This is a genomic window from Yersinia mollaretii ATCC 43969, from assembly GCF_013282725.1.
Taxonomy (GTDB): domain Bacteria; phylum Pseudomonadota; class Gammaproteobacteria; order Enterobacterales; family Enterobacteriaceae; genus Yersinia; species Yersinia mollaretii.
Window position 1 is genome coordinate 1,129,954 of sequence record NZ_CP054043.1, and the last position, 16,493, is coordinate 1,146,446.

Consider the following 16,493-nt stretch of genomic DNA (forward strand, 5'->3'; position numbering starts at 1 on the left):
GACTCTGCTAATTATCAGAGTCGATTGTTATCTGTTTTATGATTGTTAAACATGACTAATTGATTGTTGGGATAATTGAGTGAATCAAATAACTCAGGTATTACGAATAATCTCGCCTAGATTTTTCTGTTTAGGTAATTAATGCCGAAATATAATCCCAATAAAACGTCAATCTCATCAACCAACGATAACCCACTGAGTTACAGGCCAATAACAGCCAAAAAAACCACTAAAAAATTAACTGACAGCATCTACCGCCAAATCATTAATTACCCGCAGACACTAATGAAACCCATTCTCATTTTTGAACCTATTAAATCCAGTTTGTGGCCTTCGTTTACTGAAATTGTTAAAAATTTATATTCTTTTTTAGGAATAGCCTGATCCTATTCTGGCTATCAGCCAGACCCAGCCGAAAAGAGCCTTTCTTGCACAAATATGGTATTATTCTTAGCAATCCATATAAATGAAATTGATAGAATGTTGCTGCGTTTATATCAGGTACTACTCTACCTTATTCAACCTTTGATTTGGCTACGGTTGCTGTTGCGTAGTCGTAAAGCCCCCGCTTATCGCAAGCGCTGGGCAGAACGTTATGGTTTTTGTGCTGGTAAAGTTGTCGCTGGCGGCATCATGCTGCATTCAGTTTCAGTCGGTGAGACACTGGCCGCGATTCCGTTAGTTAGGGCATTGCGTCACCGCTACCCGTCACTGCCGATTACCGTGACCACTATGACCCCCACGGGTTCCGAGCGAGTCCAGTCCGCTTTTGGTAAAGACGTTCATCACGTCTATCTCCCCTATGATCTCCCCGGCTCTGTGAACCGCTTCTTGGATCAGGTCAATCCTAAGCTGGTCATTATCATGGAAACAGAGCTATGGCCAAACCTGATTAATGCACTGCATCGCCGCAAAATACCGCTGGTGATTGCCAATGCACGCCTCTCTGCCCGCTCGGCTGCGGGCTACAAAAAGATCGGCAGTTTTATCCGTAATATGCTGCAACGCATCACGCTGATCGCGGCACAAAATCAAGAAGATGGCGATCGTTTCATTGAGCTGGGTCTTCGGCGCTCACAACTGACGGTCACGGGTAGCCTGAAATTTGATATTTCTGTCACCCCTGAATTAGCCGCCAGAGCGGTGACTTTACGCCGCCAGTGGGCAGCACATCGTCCGGTGTGGATTGCGACCAGCACCCATGATGGCGAAGAGGCCATTTTGCTGGAGGCTCATCGCCAATTATTGCAGCGCTTCCCAACATTGCTGCTGATTTTGGTACCGCGTCACCCCGAGCGCTTCCCGAAAGCAGTCGAACTGACACAGAAAGCTGGGTTGAGTTACACATTACGCAGCAAAGGTGAAATTCCTTCAGCCAGTACACAAGTCGTGATTGGCGATACTATGGGCGAGTTGATGCTGCTGTACGGCATTGCTGATTTGGCCTTTGTGGGCGGCAGTCTGGTTGAGCGCGGTGGTCATAACCCGCTGGAGGCCGCTGCCCATGCCATCCCTGTGCTGATGGGACCACATACATTTAACTTTAAAGATATCTGTGCCAAGCTGGAACAGGCTGAAGGGCTGATTACCGTCACCGACACCTTATCGCTGGTGAAAGAGATTACCCTGCTGCTGACGGATGAAGATTGCCGCCTCTATTATGGCCGCCACGCCGTTGATGTGCTGCATGAAAATCAGGGCGCACTTCAACGGCTATTACACTTGCTGGAGCCTTATCTGCCGCAACGGAGCCACTAATGGGTGCTAAAAAACGTCTGTCAGTGGTGATGATCACCAAGAATGAAGCCTCACTGCTGGCAGATTGTCTGGCATCCGTTAGCTGGGCAGACGAAATAGTCATACTCGATTCTGGCAGTGAAGATGATACCGTCGCACTAGCCCTGCAATATGGCGCGAAAGTGCATAGCAATTCGGAATGGCCCGGTTATGGCAAGCAGCGGCAATTAGCCCAGCAATATGCCAGTGGCGATTATATTCTGATGCTGGATGCTGATGAGCGTGTTACCCCAGAGCTAAAAACCGCCATCGAAACCGTGCTATTGGCCCCAGAAGAGGGCGCAGTTTATAGCTGCGCACGGCGGAATCTGTTTTTAGGCCGCTTTATGCGCCATAGCGGTTGGTATCCCGATAGAGTCACGCGGCTATATCCGCACCACCAATTCCACTATAACGATGATTTAGTTCATGAATCACTCGCCAGTGGTTCTGCCAAAGTGATTCCGTTGGCAGGTGACTTGCTACATCTGACTTGTCGTGATTTCTTCGCTTTTCAGCGTAAACAGCTCAATTACGCTGAAGCTTGGGCGACTCAACGCCATCAACAAGGTAAAAGTTGCCGCTATTTTTCAATTCTTAGCCATACTCTCGGGGCATTCTGTAAGACATGGTTGCTCCGTGCCGGTTTCCTCGATGGTAAACAAGGGTTCTTGCTGGCGGTGGTCAATGCGCAATATACTTTTAACAAATATGCGGCTCTGTGGGCATTGAGCCATCAACATCAGAAAAGCGAGAACTCATGACCACCAAAGCCATCTATCCGGGGACATTTGACCCAATGACGAATGGGCATTTGGACTTAGTGACACGAGCCTCCGCGATGTTTAGTCATGTGATACTGGCTATCGCCGACAGCTCCAGCAAAAAACCGATGTTTACCCTCGACGAACGGGTCGCATTGGCAAAACAAGTAACGGCACCACTCAAGAATGTTGAAGTGCTGGGATTCAGTGAACTGATGGCGGAGTTTGCCAAAAAGAATAATGCGAATATTTTGGTGCGGGGTTTGCGTTCGGTTTCAGATTTCGAGTATGAATGGCAACTGGCAAATATGAACCGCCACTTGATGCCAAAGCTGGAGAGTGTGTTCCTGATGCCATCAGAAAAGTGGTCGTTTATCTCTTCCTCACTGGTGAAGGAAGTGGCGCGCCATGGTGGTGACATCACCCCCTTCCTTCCAGCTCCGGTGACTAAAGCACTATTGGCTAAGCTGGCTTAACGGGTCTCTAATGCAAAGCTATTAATGTTGGCAGTGGCGGCAAAAGAAGGTACTCCGCTGCCCATGCTTTGCAATTTCAATACGTTGTCCACAACGGCGACAAAGTTCACCCGCCCGGCCATACACCTGCAATTCTTGCGCAAAGTAACCCGGTTTACCGTCCGACTGCAAAAAGTCGCGTAATGTGGTGCCACCCTGCTCGATAGAGTGCAGCAATACCGCTTTTATCGTTGTGACCAACAGGGAGATTTCAGCTTGCGTCAATGAACCCGCAGCGCGTTCTGGCAAAATACCGGCAGCAAACAGAGATTCACTGGCGTAGATATTGCCCACCCCAACCACCACTTTGTTATCCATCAACCAAGGCTTAATCAACGTGCGTTTATGCCGTGATTTATCAAACAAGTATTGGGGGCTAAATTCGTCACTGAGCGGCTCTGGGCCTAAATGCGCCAGAACACTGCTGGTCTCAAGGTCTTTCGCCCATAACCAGGCACCAAAGCGGCGCGGGTCGGTATAACGCAATATTTTGCCGTTACTGATCACCAAATCAACATGATCATGCTTTTCTGCTGCGGTTTCTTCCGGCAGAACACGCAAACTACCCGACATCCCCAAATGTACGATAATCCAGCCAGTCGGTAGCTCTAGCAGTAAATACTTAGCCCGACGCTGAACACTCAGTACGGGTTGGTCACTAAGCGCCAAAATTTCATCGGACACCGGCCAGCGCAAACGAGCATTTCTGACCACGGCATATAAAATCGTCTGGCCGACAAGATAAGGTTCGATCCCACGTCGGCTGGTTTCAACTTCTGGTAATTCAGGCATCTCCCCTCCCTTCAAGGTATCTCACTGTACTTTATATAATAAAAAACCCGGCCGAGGCCGGGTTTTTCTTAATCCACTAAAATTATTTAATTTTAGCTTCTTTGTAGATCACGTGTTGACGGACAACTGGATCGAATTTCTTCAGTTCCAATTTTTCCGGCTTAGTACGCTTGTTCTTCGTAGTGGTATAGAAGTGACCAGTACCAGCAGAAGAAACCAGCTTGATCTTCTCGCGAACACCTTTAGCCATGATTCAGTTCCTTAATACTTCTCACCGCGGGTACGAAGTTCGGCCAAGACCGTTTCAATACCCTTCTTATCAATAACACGCATACCTTTAGCAGATACACGCAGAGTTACAAAGCGCTTCTCGCCCTCAACCCAAAAACGGTGAGAGTGAAGGTTCGGCAGAAAACGGCGTTTGGTCGCGTTCATTGCGTGGGAACGGTTGTTACCGCTCACCGGGCGCTTGCCAGTAACTTGGCAGACTCGGGACATGTCTATTCTCCAAAAATCAAATCAGCTCGAGCTTCGTATAGGATTTGGCCGCCTCGTCAGGCTTTAGAGCCCATCTCAGCAAACTCACTGAGAAGACTCACTGTCATCAGGTCAGAAACCCCTGTCACCAGGTTATAAACCTGCTGAGATAGGCTCTTCACGCCAAACCCAAGATTCTCAAAGGTGGCGTAGTATACGCTCTGAAGCGTAAGTGCTCAAGTCCCGAACAGCTAAAGATCCTAAAAGGATCAATTATTATTTCACTAAAGCCATCCGCGTTCAGCAAATGAGACACATTCACCCCGACCGACTACCAAATGATCGAGCACCCGAATATCTAATATTGAGCAGGCTTTTATCACCTGCGTCGTCATCAAACGGTCGGCTTGGCTCGGTTCAGCCTTACCCGAAGGGTGATTATGCGCCAGAATCAACGCGGCGGCATTCGCCTTCAGCGCTTCACGCACAATTTCTCTCGGATGAACCTCAACACTGCTGATGGTACCAGTAAACATCTCCTCATGGCGAATCACACGATGCTGATTATCCAAAAACATGACTAAAAAAATCTCACGCTCACGATGAGAAAGAATATTTTGCAGAAATTGTTGTGTGACCTTGGGATTGAGCAGGACACTCTCTTGCATCAGATGCGATGAAAAGCAGCGACTGGCCAGTTCTGCGATAGCCTGAATCTGACTGTATTTCGATGCACCAATCCCCTTTTGGGCACATAACGTCTGATAATCCGCAGACATCAGCCCATGTAACGAACCGAAGGTTTCAATCAAACACTCAGCCATCTTCATGACATGCATCCCCGGAATACCGGTGCGCAGAAAAAGCGCGAGTAACTCGGCATCTGACAGCACAGCAGCGCCATATTTTAGTAATTTTTCTCTTGGGGCGCTCTGCCCATACCACTCATCCATCCTTTGACTCCTGTAATCCCTGAACAGCGCGGAAAGCATGGCAGAAGGTTTTATGCCCCGCGAGCTGATGATTAACAGCATGCGTAACGCCTCGCAAATTTGACGATTGATGGCATCAGGAGATGGCCTGATAGCTAATCTGCTCAGCTGTTATGCTAAAATATCGGCTCTTACAGCTTTCATTCGGACAATCATGATGACGGGACTTTCCGGCAAACATATCGTGCTCGGGATTAGTGGGGGGATCGCCGCCTATAAATCACCTGAGCTGGTCCGCCGCTTGCGCGACAGAGGCGCGGATGTGCGCGTGGTGATGACCGACGCCGCCAAAGCGTTCATTACACCACTCACGTTGCAGGCAGTCTCGGGCTATCCCGTCTCTGATGATTTACTCGATCCTGCGGCAGAAGCGGCGATGGGCCATATTGAGCTAGGTAAATGGGCTGACTTAGTAATTATGGCCCCCGCCACCGCCGATTTGCTGGCCAGAGTCGCGGCAGGCATGGCTAATGACCTGCTGACCACGGTTTGTCTGGCAACTGCAGCACCTGTCGCAGCAGTGCCCGCCATGAATCAACAGATGTATCGTGCCGCTGCGACCCAAGCGAACTTACAGACACTCGCCAATCGCGGAGTATTATTGTGGGGGCCAGATAGCGGCAGTCAGGCTTGCGGTGATGTCGGGCCGGGTAGAATGCTAGACCCGCTGGAAATCGTCGCACTGGCGCATGATTATTTTTCTGCAAAACAAGACCTGCAACATTTGAGTGTCATGATTACCGCCGGGCCAACCCGTGAAGCACTTGATCCCGTACGCTTTATCAGCAACCAAAGTTCGGGCAAGATGGGGTTCGCTATCGCGCAAGCTGTCGCTGAAAGAGGGGCGAAGGTGACATTGGTCGCCGGGCCAGTGAATCTCCCGACACCTGCTGGTGTTGATCGTATTGATGTTGTCAGTGCGCTTGAGATGCAGCAAGCCGTTCAGAATTTAGCCGCTCAGCAGAATATTTTTATTTCTTGTGCTGCGGTAGCGGATTACCGCGCAGAGCAAATTTCGGACGAGAAAATTAAAAAACAGGGCGATGAAATTACCCTTAAGTTAGTGAAAAACCCAGACATTGTGGCTGGAGTGGCTTCAATGGCTAAAAATCGTCCATTTGTTGTTGGATTTGCTGCCGAAACCCAGAATGTGGAAGAATACGCGCGACAAAAACTAGCGCGAAAGAATCTGGACCTTATTTGCGCTAATGATGTTTCGCTCGCAGAGCATGGTTTTAACAGTGACACTAATGCCTTGCACCTTTTTTGGCCGACGGGAGAGAAACGTTTACCGCTCAGCGATAAGCACCTCCTTAGTCAGCATTTAATAGACGAGATTGTCAGCCGTTATGATGAAAAAAATCGACATTAAAATTCTGGACCCACGTGTTGGCAATGAATTCCCGCTACCAACCTACGCGACAGAAGGTTCTGCTGGGCTGGATTTACGCGCCTGTCTGGATAAGGCAGTGGATTTGCTGCCGGGTCAAACTACATTGTTACCGACAGGTTTAGCCATACATATTGGCGATAACGCACTGGCTGCCGTCATTTTGCCTCGCTCTGGGTTAGGGCATAAACACGGCGTAGTATTGGGCAATCTGGTTGGCCTGATTGACTCCGACTATCAAGGGCAGTTGATGGTGTCAGTCTGGAACCGTGGTCAACAGCCTTTCACTATCGAACCCGGCGAGCGTATCGCACAGATGGTGTTTGTTCCTGTGGTACAAGCAGAATTCAATCTGGTTGAAGATTTTGACCTGACTGAACGTGGTACCGGTGGTTTTGGTCATTCTGGACGCCAATAACCTACCCTAGACCTTGATACCGTAAAAAAGCTATCACATAAGCCGCCGGGGCTTGGTACCCAGTGCGGCCGGTATTTGGGTTTTTGTTATTAAGTCATTTTTAGCAAGGGTCTACTCGGACATGGCAGAAAAAGAGAATATTAAAAGGAACAGGCGCGAGGAAATTTTGCAGGCTTTAGCGCAAATGCTGGAATCCAGCGATGGCAGCCAACGCATTACTACCGCCAAACTCGCCGCCAATGTGGGGGTGTCTGAAGCCGCGCTTTATCGGCATTTTCCCAGTAAAACGAGGATGTTTGACAGCCTGATCGAGTTTATCGAAGATAGTTTGATGTCCCGCATCAATTTGATTCTGCAAGATGAAAAAGAGACGTTCAATCGCCTCCGTTTGATCCTGCTGCTGGTATTAGGATTTGCGGAGCGCAATCCTGGGCTAACCCGGATTATGACGGGGCATGCACTGATGTTTGAACAAGATCGTTTGCAAGGCCGGATTAACCAGCTATTTGAACGTATTGAAGTTCAGCTACGTCAGGTGCTGCGCGAGAAGAAACTGCGCGACGGGCAAGGCTTTATCCATGATGAGGCTCTGTTGGCAACCCAGTTGCTGGCGTTTTGTGAAGGGATGCTGTCGCGCTTTGTGCGTTCTGAGTTCCGCTATCGGCCGACACAAGAGTTTGATGCCCGTTGGCCCCTAATTGTGGCTCAGTTACAGTAATTCGGTTGTAGTGGGTGTGATTCAAGATGGGGGCTAGCGACAGCCCCCGAGGGGAAAAGCACCGAGCAGATAGACCCTGGGAAGCCATTGCTCGGCACTTTTATCAACAGCGACCCCAGCACGGGCCGCTGTCGGAACTATTTACGACCGTTCGGTTGCAGCTTCTCACCCACATTGAGTAAGAACAGTTCATTATCGCGGGTTGAAATCCGCGCAGAACCATCGTCCATTCGGTAAGCTCCCTCGGTAAAACCAGCGCCATTCAGGAAGGGTGCAACGGCTTGTGGCTTATTGCGCAGTGAAGCTTCCAGCGCCAGTAATGCATAAGGTTCGATAGCATCAACATCGGCATATTGGCGATCCGGCGAGGCCATAAAGAAGCCGTCGATATAGCGAGTTTTGATGATGTTATCGCCGATCTTCTCTGCTAATTGCCGATAATCAGCCACCTGACTAGCATTGTAGAGGTCCAGCAATGCAAACAGAGCATAGGGGTCACTGTTGGTGGTATCCAGTTTGACCTTCATCTCTTTACCCGGTGCGGTGCCGATATCACCCAGCCCCTGATCGTTTGCAATACCGCGAGCCACTTTCCACAGCAGCGGATCGTTATCAATGGCATAAGCGCGGGCATAGGAGATCAGGAATTCGTTGCCCGCTTTATACGGTTTAAGCACCGTCCCTTTTTTGCCGTAATAACCATCACGTGGCAGCGCGTAATTCGATAAGTCCTGCCCGTTGGCAATCATCGGGCGGAAAGTATTGTCCTGATCGTTATAAGCATATTTGGCGAACGCTTTCAGGCCATCCACAGTCCATTTCTGTAAATCCTGCCCTTGAGCCCCCAAATCCTTACCCAGTTGCAACTGCATCAGCGCATTTTCAGAGTAAAGCGTACTGGTGCGCCCTTTGAGCATCATATTGCCCTCCAGCGCGGCTGGGCCAAACTCTGGACCAAACTGGCGCTGTGCACGATCACCAAACTTGGAGTGCGTATCAGCATCATCCGTTGGCTCTTCGCGTTTCAACGCTTGGGTAAACTGATAGACGCCAAGGCCGGTTTTAGCATCGCGCGGCAATACATATTGATCGGCCAAACGCTTAGCCCACACTAATGCCCCTTGATCCTGCTGGTGCTTGTAGAGCAGCGAAGCTGAATAGATCAGGTCATTACCCGCATTGAGGAAACTCAGCCCTTTGGTGGCAAAGAAAGGCGGTTGTTGCTCAAATTTGCTCTCCCACAATGCGCCCATCTGCTTGCCATATTCACCGTGGCGGCTGGTTTCGAGGATACGCCAGTCATAAACATGGGCGTTCCAGAAGCCACGAATAAAGCGGGCAGTGGCATCGCTGTCGACACTGAACATCAGGTCATAGTAGGGATAGGCATTTTTCAGCTCATGCACTTTCTCTTTTTCGCTCGGTCCTTCGGGTTGCAGTGTTTTCAGGTCAACAAAACGGTGACCGCCCCAGTAGAGCAAGCCGCTTGGGTCCTGATAATTCTGGAAGTGGTAGCGGACGATATCTTCAGCGCGTTTTTGATAGCGATTATCGCCACTCAACTGGCTCAGGCCACTCATGACACGCATCAGGTTTTGTTGTGCAGAGAAGTTTGATAACACGGCCCGACGGCCATCGGGGAATATCCATTCCAGTTGCTGCCCGGTACGGGGGTCAACACCATCTGCCAGCAGCGGACTGGGCTTATCACCGTGATAAGTGTCCGATGCTTTGCTCAACACATTATCGACATACTGCTTCACCACCGTCAGGCGGTCGGCATCCGCTGCTTGTCCAGCGGGTATATACAGCGTTGCCAGCGCAGCCATACTCAAAAATAATGCTCTTTTTTTCATTACTTTTACCTGTCAAAAATCGTTATGGTGAGGTGTGACCCCAGAGGTCAGAATCTGATCATTTTAGTGATAAATCAGAAGCTGTATTTGACCCCTACACGATAACGGGTTTGGCGTTCATCCGTGGTTTTACTGCCGGAGACATTACCGACGGCCATATATGGCGACCAGTTTTTATCCCACTTATACGTTAATTTAAAATCGTGGGTCCAATCGTAATTTTCGTTATCTGACAGCACAACGCCGGCCTTATTGGCTTGTTTGTAATCCAACTCATAGTCTAATTGGAAATCTTTGTTAATTTTGTAGCTCAGGACACTCGTCAGATTATAACCATTTTCAGACGTGTCTTTTTTCGTATTAATATTGGCGCTGGTGCGTTTGTAATAAGGACGATAACGTAATGAAATAGAGAGATCGTCAACGATATTTGCCTTACCACGCAGATAAGGGCGATAGCTGTTAGCCGTCGAACTGGAATCTAATGAGAAGCCGGGTTCGATAGAGAATGTTTTATCAATTTTATAGACATAACTGGCAACCACTTCGGTGCCATTACTGACTGTTTCGTTAAATGCTTTATCTTTATCTTGAGCACCTTTCCACTTGCCCTCCAGAGATAACCCGAAGCCATTAGCAAAGCGGTGAGACATTAATAATCGGTCTTTATGAGTGTTGCCACTTTGGTCTTGCATTTCATGACGATAGTCAATAGTTACGGCCATTGCGCTGGTGCTGAGAAGTGATGCCACTGCCAGAGATAATAATTTAATATTCATTACAGTTACCTTATTTTAATAAAAACATACTTATCCCAAAAAATACAAAAAACAGTTATGGAACAGCATTCTATTTATTTTGATATAAAGTTCCGAGATCCATGGCTAATAGTTTGAAATTAATGACGCCAATGTCCATTTATGTGACAAAGTTCAAAGTAAATAGTTTTCACTAATGTCTAGCTACTGTCGTTTTTCTGTTATATCGCAGGTATGACAAGGGATTGACACTATTTCTGGCGGGATTATTGGTAAGGTAAATAGCCTTGACGTGACGGGTAATAATATTGTAGGTCCGCTCAAATTAGGACAAATAGATTCCAGTCCAATATTTTCTTATCGGTATTATTATCAGTTTTAAGTACTTTTATATAATGGCTATTATTTTCCTTATTTCGGAAGAAAATGGATGAGCTAATATATATCTCAACCCCCGCGCGAACAGCTATTTTCACTTAAATATAAATATTATTTAATATAGGAAAGGATAATATTTTGATATAAATCCATTAGACGAAAACACTGATAATTTACTTTATTGCAGTGATTTACAAAAAGATAACTCACAACAAGAAGAATTACCCCAAAGGCGCAGCAAGGGCGAAGGTTAAGTAGGATAGACGATACTCATCAAAACAACGCTGTAACGTCAAGGATGAAGAGGATACTCAAAGGCATTGGCGTTACAGCTAGGCAGCAAACGAGCGCATCCCGATGAGCTGACTCAAGTCAGTGATTCGGGTAAGCGAGTGCAGCTAACAACGCTGTGGCGTCAAGGACGAAGAGTATACCGAGACTCAAACACCTCGCGTGCTAACGGCTCCGAAAATAGGTAACCCTGCCCACACTGAATACCATGCTTCAGCAACCATTGGCGCTGCTCATCGGTCTCGACCCCTTCGGCCATCACTCGCAGCTTCAGCACCTCGGAAATGGCACTCACAATACGCGCCATGGCATCATCTTCTGGCAAGTGCTTCACAAAGCTCTTATCCAGCTTAATCATGTTTATTGGCAGCCCTTTCAGGTGGTTGAGATAGTGTAGGCTTGAATATCCCATACCAAAATCATCCAAAGCGATAGACAAACCCAGCCCTTGTAACTCGCGCAGTAAGGTCAGTGCTTCATCAAGATCCTGAATGCGGGCAGTCTCGGTAATCTCCAGCAACAGCTTGCGCGGGTCGATCTGATACTGATTAATGAGGCTTTGCAGATGTGGCAGAAATTGGTCACTTTGTACCTGCAAGCCGGAAATGTTAACCGCCAGTGACAAGGTAATCCCTTGGGTCTTCCAGTCGGCCAGAATGCGGCACGACTCCTCCAGCACCCAGTTACCCAGCGGCATCATCATTCCTCCCTCTTCCGCTCCCGGAACAAACTCAGAAGGCGATCGATAGCTGCCGTCGGGTTGACGCCAACGTAATAGGGCTTCAGCACCAATCACCCGCTTTTCTTGCATGTTCCATTGTGGCTGCAAAAAGAGCGTAAAATCGCGGTTCTCAATCGCCTGTAAAATATCGTTTTCGTGTGTCAGCCGCTTTTGGGTTTTCTCAGTCAAGTGCGGTTCAAACACGAAAATCTGGTTTCGCCCCTGATGATGGGCGGCCATCATTGCCGTGCTGGCATTTCGCATCAGGGATTCGGCGGTTTCACCTTGAGATTGGTAATCGGCAATCCCGATACTGGCACTGGGTCGCAGTTGGATATTGCCGAAAAGCAGTGGCTGGGTCATTTGCAGCATCATTTGCCGCGCCAGTTGCATGGCGGGGAAGGGGCGGCTGATGCCTCTGGCCAGTACCGCAAATTCGGTTTTACTCAGTTGCGCCAACAAGCTGTTTTCATCAATGCACTGCTCGAGGCGCTGCGCCATCGTCAACAGCAGTTGACGGTGTTGTTCTTCGCTCATCACGCCAGAAACCTCTTGCAAGGTTTCGATGCCAATCACCAGCAGGTGAAATTTTTCATTCCGCATCCCCCCGCTGATTTCCTGCTCAAGCAGATGCATAAACAGCGAGCGGTTAGGCAATTCTGTGACCGGGAAGCGAGTACTGATACGGCTCATGTCCGTGTAGGCTTCGGCCAATAGCTGTTGGTTACGATTATAATTGCGCACCAAAACCCCCAGCTCATCATCCTGATGGTGGGCGGGTAAGGTGAGTTGGTGATGCAGCACCCCCTGCTGACCAATGTTTTCCAGCTCTTTCGCCATCGCCCGTAGTGGGTGAATAATCAGCCGATTAATACACCAAGCGATTGAAACCGAAAGTACCAATGCAAGCAACAAATAGGTCGAGAGCATGGCTGATAGTGCGCTGAGAATAAATTGGTACATCCGATAGGAGTCTGCCCGCAACACTAAATGCGCCAGCGGTTGCGGATTGGCGGAGACTCGCTCCAGCGCATACAGCGGCAGGGTTATCTCGACAGGCAGGGAAAAAATGCGCTTGGCCCAGCGGGGCACAGGCCGCTCGGTAGGGAAGTTGGCGTGTAATACCTGAATTTGGTTCGGCAAAATCACTTCAGCGCGGCTGAGAATGCCAATCGGCAACAGATTATTGAGGATTTTTTTAGCTTGCGGGACATCAACACTTAATATGGCTTCGGACAAGGGTTGGCGAACGGAATAAGCGATACTCTCCAATTGCTTGGCGTAGTCATCCTTGCGCTGTTGCACAAAGTGGAATAACTGAAGGACGATAAAAATGCAGATGGTCACCAGTGCAACCACTGCGACTGCCGCCATTTGTTTAATCGTTAATGAACGCCTTACCCGCAAACTCGCTCTCCGCCAATGCCGACTGAATAAAAAAAGTGGTTGCCACATCATGGGGCTACCCGTCGATTCTGTCTGAGTATACTCGATCGCTTTCAGATTTTATCTTGTGATACTAAACCGGAGGGGAAGAATACCGTGGGTTTCGGTGTTTTCCTATCAGGATAACAACGCCAGAGTGCTATTTCTCACTCTGGCGTTGTTTTTTCATGTCAATCAATACCACGAATGATTTAAAGACCGCGTTAGGCATTCATTGATAAAAAAACGCCGGATAACCAGCGTTTTTATTATTAATATCACCTTACGATATTGCAGGATTAACTGGCTTTCTCCGCCTCATCCTGATCAACCGCAAAACAGGCCACCATTTGGTCACCATATTGCTTTAATTGCGGTTGCAACTGAGTGCAAGTGCCAAAAGCACGACGGCAGCGCGCATTGAATGCACAGCCCGGTGGTGGGTTCATTGGGCTAGGCAACTCACCCGTCAGCTTGATGCGCTCGCGGCGCATATCGGGATTCAGGCGCGGTGTCGCCGAAAGCAATGCCTGCGTATAGGGGTGGCGTGGATTGTTAAAAATGGCCTCTTTGCTACCCTTCTCAACACACCGACCCAGATACATCACCATCACTTCATCGGCGATATGCTCAACCACAGACAGGTCATGGGAGATAAAGACATAGGACAGCCCCAGCTCCTGCTGTAAATCCATCATCAGGTTCAATACCTGCGCCCGCACGGAGACATCCAGCGCCGAAACAGGTTCATCAGCAATCACCACATCCGGATTCAGCATCAAGCCGCGCGCAATGGCGATACGCTGGCGCTGACCACCGGAGAACATGTGAGGGTAGCGGTCGTAGTGCTCGGTTTTCAGGCCGACCTTCGCCATCATCGCCAAGGTTTTCTCGCGCCGCTCTTTGCTGTTGAGCTGGGTATTGATTTGCAGCGGCTCTTCCAGTATCTGCCCCACTTTCTTCCGTGGATTCAGGGAACCATAAGGGTTCTGGAACACTATCTGGATCTTCTGACGGCGCAGCTTTTCCGCACTCTCATCCGGCTTGAGTAAATCCTGCCCTTGGTAGTAAAGCTCCCCGCCAGTGGGGATCTCGATCATGGTTAGCAGACGGCCCAGTGTAGATTTCCCACAGCCAGACTCCCCTACCACCGCCAAGGTTTTGCCGCGCTCCAAGGTGAAGGAGACACCATCGAGTGCTTTAACCAAGCGCTCTGGAGCAAAGAACCCTTTTTTGACCGGATAGTATTTTTTCAGATCAATGGCCTGCAACAATGGCTTGTCGACTTGCGATTCTGGTTTCATGTCAGTGTTATTCTGGCTCATAGGGTCGGCCTCCCCGCATCATCGAGCGGTGTATGGCATTTAACCTGACGCCCCGCTGGCCCCAGCAGTTCAGGCTCTTCACGGCGGCAACGATCATTGGCATACGGGCAGCGCGGGTTAAGTAGGCAGCCCTCTGGGCGGTCATACTTGCCCGGCACGACACCCGGTAGTGATGCCAACCGCGCTTTATCCTGCGCAAACTCAGGTAAGGCTCGCAGCAGTGCCTGTGTGTAGGGATGGCGCGGTGCGCGGAAAATTTCCGACGATTTACCGGTTTCCACCACCTGACCGGCATACATCACAATAATATGATGGGCGGCCTCGGCCACCAGTGCCAAGTCATGGGTAATCAGCAACAGCGCCATATTTTCCCGCTGCTGTAACTCCAGCAGCAGCTCAATAATTTGCGCCTGAATAGTGACGTCCAGTGCGGTGGTCGGCTCATCAGCAATCAGCAGTTTGGGCCGACAGGCAATCGCCATGGCAATCATCACCCGCTGGCTCATGCCACCAGAGAGCTGGTGCGGGTAAACATCCAACCGCGAAGCGGGATCAGGAATCCCCACCAGTGTCAGCAGATCCACCGCCCGCTGATGGCGGGTTTTGCGGTTGCCGCCCTGATGCACCTTCAGCGCTTCCATAATCTGGAAACCGACGGTGTAGCAGGGGTTGAGGCTGGTCATTGGGTCTTGGAAGATCATCGCGACTTCCGAGCCCACCAACTGACGCCGCTCTTTTTCCGAAATCTTGGTCAGGTCGCGGCCATTAAATTCCAGCTTATCGGCCATCACTTTGCCGGGGTAATCAATCAGCCCCATGATAGCCAGCGAGCTGACTGATTTGCCGGAGCCGGACTCGCCGACAATCCCGACCACCTGCCCTTGCTCAATGCTGTAACTGATACGGTCTACGGCCTTGAACGGCGCGCCTTCGTCTCCGAAGTGCACCGACAATTTATCTACATTTAAAAGTGCCATCTCTCTCTACCTCTGTTACTGCTTGAGTTTGGGGTCGAGAGCATCACGCAGGCCGTCCCCCATCAGGTTAAACGCCAGAACCGTTAGCAGGATCGCCACACCGGGGAAGGTCACGACCCACCACGCGCTTTGGGCGAACTGCAACACGTCAGAGAGCATGGTGCCCCATTCCGGTGTTGGCGGTTGCGCACCCATGCCGAGGAAGCCGAGAGCCGCCATGTCCAGAATGGCGTTAGAGAAGCCGAGAGAGGCCTGCACGATTAAGGGCGCGAGGCAGTTTGGCAAGATATTGATAAACATTTGGCGTATCGGACCCGCCCCCGCCACTCTTGAAGCCGTGACGTAGTCGCGGTTGACCTCAACCAGCACTGCGGCGCGCGTTAAGCGCACATAGTGTGGCAAGGCCACAAAGGTGAGTGCCAACGAGGCATTGACAATGGATGGCCCGAAGACCGCCACCAACACCAGCGCCAGTAACAAGCTCGGCAGGGCCAGCATGATATCGACAATGCGCATGATGATGGCATCAACAATACCGCCAAAGTAACCGGCCAGTAAGCCGAAAACAACGCCCATCACCAGTGACAACACCACCACCAGACAGCCGACTAACAACGAGAGTCGTGCACCATACATCAGGCGGGATAAGACATCGCGGCCCACATCATCAGTACCCAGCAGGAATTTCCAGCTGCCGCCCTCTTCCCAGACCGGAGGTTTCAATAGTGCGTCGCGAAATTGCTCTGCTGGCCCGTGCGGGGCCAGCCAAGTGGCTCCGGCGGCAATCACCAACATGATAATGATGTAAAACAGGCCAATCACGGCCCCTTTGTTGCGCTTGAAATAGTGCCAAAACTCCTGCAAGGGAGTCATCGGCTTCGGCGCACTTTTTACTGTTGACTCAGTAAGTTGAGACATTC

Annotated in this window: 16 protein-coding genes; 6 read left to right on the top strand and 10 right to left on the bottom strand. The window is 49.8% G+C overall.

Features of this window, described 5'->3' with window-relative positions; translation table 11 throughout:
* Positions 1–480 precede the first annotated feature (480 nt).
* From waaA to coaD, 3 genes are read left to right on the top strand one after another with little or no spacing between them, the layout of a single operon-like run.
* Positions 481–1,758: a lipid IV(A) 3-deoxy-D-manno-octulosonic acid transferase gene (gene waaA / locus HRD69_RS04970; protein ID WP_004876914.1), complete on the top strand. Its 1,278-nt coding sequence runs from the start codon at positions 481–483 to the stop codon at positions 1,756–1,758.
* Entirely contained in the window at positions 1,758–2,540 is a 783-nt protein-coding gene (locus HRD69_RS04975) for a glycosyltransferase family 2 protein (RefSeq protein WP_032815300.1), read from the top strand. Before waaA ends, HRD69_RS04975 begins: the two co-directional genes overlap by 1 nt.
* Positions 2,537–3,016, top strand: a complete 480-nt coding sequence (gene coaD, locus HRD69_RS04980) for a pantetheine-phosphate adenylyltransferase (protein ID WP_032815299.1) — start codon at positions 2,537–2,539, stop codon at positions 3,014–3,016. Before HRD69_RS04975 ends, coaD begins: the two co-directional genes overlap by 4 nt.
* A gap of 21 nt (positions 3,017–3,037) precedes the next feature.
* On the opposite strand, the gene mutM is transcribed toward coaD, so the two are convergent.
* The 4 genes from mutM to radC all read right to left on the bottom strand — a co-directional run bounded on the left by mutM (position 3,038) and on the right by radC (position 5,277).
* On the bottom strand, positions 3,038–3,847 hold the full coding sequence (gene mutM / locus HRD69_RS04985) for a bifunctional DNA-formamidopyrimidine glycosylase/DNA-(apurinic or apyrimidinic site) lyase (RefSeq protein ID WP_004876912.1): 810 nt from the start codon (positions 3,845–3,847) through the stop codon (positions 3,038–3,040).
* Positions 3,848–3,929: 82 nt separating this feature from the next.
* On the bottom strand, positions 3,930–4,097 hold the full coding sequence (gene rpmG, locus HRD69_RS04990; protein ID WP_004392084.1) for a 50S ribosomal protein L33: 168 nt from the start codon (positions 4,095–4,097) through the stop codon (positions 3,930–3,932).
* A gap of 11 nt (positions 4,098–4,108) precedes the next feature.
* Positions 4,109–4,345, bottom strand: coding sequence for a 50S ribosomal protein L28 (gene rpmB, locus HRD69_RS04995; RefSeq protein WP_019213058.1), 237 nt, complete (start codon positions 4,343–4,345; stop codon positions 4,109–4,111).
* A gap of 263 nt (positions 4,346–4,608) precedes the next feature.
* A complete protein-coding gene (gene radC / locus HRD69_RS05000) occupies positions 4,609–5,277 on the bottom strand; it encodes a RadC family protein (protein ID WP_004876911.1) in 669 nt (222 codons plus the stop codon).
* Positions 5,278–5,470: 193 nt separating this feature from the next.
* Here radC and coaBC point away from each other — a divergent pair, with 193 nt between their 5' ends.
* The 3 genes from coaBC (at position 5,471) to slmA (ending at position 7,842) form a co-directional block, all read left to right on the top strand.
* Positions 5,471–6,688, top strand: coding sequence for a bifunctional phosphopantothenoylcysteine decarboxylase/phosphopantothenate--cysteine ligase CoaBC (coaBC, locus tag HRD69_RS05005; protein WP_004876910.1), 1,218 nt, complete (start codon positions 5,471–5,473; stop codon positions 6,686–6,688).
* Positions 6,666–7,124 (top strand): dUTP diphosphatase, encoded by a 459-nt coding sequence (gene dut, locus HRD69_RS05010; RefSeq protein ID WP_032815296.1) that lies wholly within the window; start codon positions 6,666–6,668, stop codon positions 7,122–7,124. The genes coaBC and dut overlap by 23 nt, the downstream gene beginning before the upstream one ends.
* A 121-nt stretch (positions 7,125–7,245) precedes the next feature.
* Positions 7,246–7,842: a nucleoid occlusion factor SlmA gene (gene slmA / locus HRD69_RS05015; protein ID WP_004876908.1), complete on the top strand. Its 597-nt coding sequence runs from the start codon at positions 7,246–7,248 to the stop codon at positions 7,840–7,842.
* A gap of 137 nt (positions 7,843–7,979) precedes the next feature.
* Here slmA and HRD69_RS05020 read toward each other — a convergent pair whose 3' ends face one another.
* From HRD69_RS05020 to dppC, 6 genes are all read right to left on the bottom strand, one after another.
* A complete protein-coding gene (locus HRD69_RS05020; protein WP_032815293.1) occupies positions 7,980–9,698 on the bottom strand; it encodes a pectate lyase in 1,719 nt (572 codons plus the stop codon).
* A 74-nt stretch (positions 9,699–9,772) separates the two neighbouring features.
* A complete protein-coding gene (locus tag HRD69_RS05025; protein WP_004876906.1) occupies positions 9,773–10,477 on the bottom strand; it encodes an oligogalacturonate-specific porin KdgM family protein in 705 nt (234 codons plus the stop codon).
* Positions 10,478–11,249: 772 nt separating this feature from the next.
* A complete protein-coding gene (gene hmsP / locus HRD69_RS05030) occupies positions 11,250–13,253 on the bottom strand; it encodes a biofilm formation regulator HmsP (protein ID WP_204365654.1) in 2,004 nt (667 codons plus the stop codon).
* Between the two features lie 317 nt (positions 13,254–13,570).
* A complete protein-coding gene (gene dppF, locus HRD69_RS05035; protein ID WP_004875528.1) occupies positions 13,571–14,575 on the bottom strand; it encodes a dipeptide ABC transporter ATP-binding subunit DppF in 1,005 nt (334 codons plus the stop codon).
* Positions 14,576–14,592: 17 nt separating this feature from the next.
* Complete coding sequence (gene dppD / locus HRD69_RS05040) at positions 14,593–15,573, bottom strand: dipeptide ABC transporter ATP-binding protein (protein ID WP_004875527.1); 981 nt, start codon at positions 15,571–15,573, stop codon at positions 14,593–14,595.
* Positions 15,574–15,588: 15 nt separating this feature from the next.
* A complete protein-coding gene (gene dppC, locus HRD69_RS05045) occupies positions 15,589–16,491 on the bottom strand; it encodes a dipeptide ABC transporter permease DppC (protein WP_032814688.1) in 903 nt (300 codons plus the stop codon).
* Positions 16,492–16,493: the final 2 nt, after the last annotated feature.

Coding starts and splice junctions, on each gene's coding strand:
- waaA (WP_004876914.1), top strand. CDS start 481: ATGTTGCTGCGTTTATATCAGGTACTACTCTACCTTATTCAACCTTTG.
- HRD69_RS04975 (WP_032815300.1), top strand. CDS start 1,758: ATGGGTGCTAAAAAACGTCTGTCAGTGGTGATGATCACCAAGAATGAA.
- coaD (WP_032815299.1), top strand. CDS start 2,537: ATGACCACCAAAGCCATCTATCCGGGGACATTTGACCCAATGACGAAT.
- mutM (WP_004876912.1), bottom strand. CDS start 3,847: ATGCCTGAATTACCAGAAGTTGAAACCAGCCGACGTGGGATCGAACCT.
- rpmG (WP_004392084.1), bottom strand. CDS start 4,097: ATGGCTAAAGGTGTTCGCGAGAAGATCAAGCTGGTTTCTTCTGCTGGT.
- rpmB (WP_019213058.1), bottom strand. CDS start 4,345: ATGTCCCGAGTCTGCCAAGTTACTGGCAAGCGCCCGGTGAGCGGTAAC.
- radC (WP_004876911.1), bottom strand. CDS start 5,277: ATGGATGAGTGGTATGGGCAGAGCGCCCCAAGAGAAAAATTACTAAAA.
- coaBC (WP_004876910.1), top strand. CDS start 5,471: ATGATGACGGGACTTTCCGGCAAACATATCGTGCTCGGGATTAGTGGG.
- dut (WP_032815296.1), top strand. CDS start 6,666: ATGATGAAAAAAATCGACATTAAAATTCTGGACCCACGTGTTGGCAAT.
- slmA (WP_004876908.1), top strand. CDS start 7,246: ATGGCAGAAAAAGAGAATATTAAAAGGAACAGGCGCGAGGAAATTTTG.
- HRD69_RS05020 (WP_032815293.1), bottom strand. CDS start 9,698: ATGAAAAAAAGAGCATTATTTTTGAGTATGGCTGCGCTGGCAACGCTG.
- HRD69_RS05025 (WP_004876906.1), bottom strand. CDS start 10,477: ATGAATATTAAATTATTATCTCTGGCAGTGGCATCACTTCTCAGCACC.
- dppF (WP_004875528.1), bottom strand. CDS start 14,575: ATGAAACCAGAATCGCAAGTCGACAAGCCATTGTTGCAGGCCATTGAT.
- dppD (WP_004875527.1), bottom strand. CDS start 15,573: ATGGCACTTTTAAATGTAGATAAATTGTCGGTGCACTTCGGAGACGAA.
- dppC (WP_032814688.1), bottom strand. CDS start 16,491: ATGTCTCAACTTACTGAGTCAACAGTAAAAAGTGCGCCGAAGCCGATG.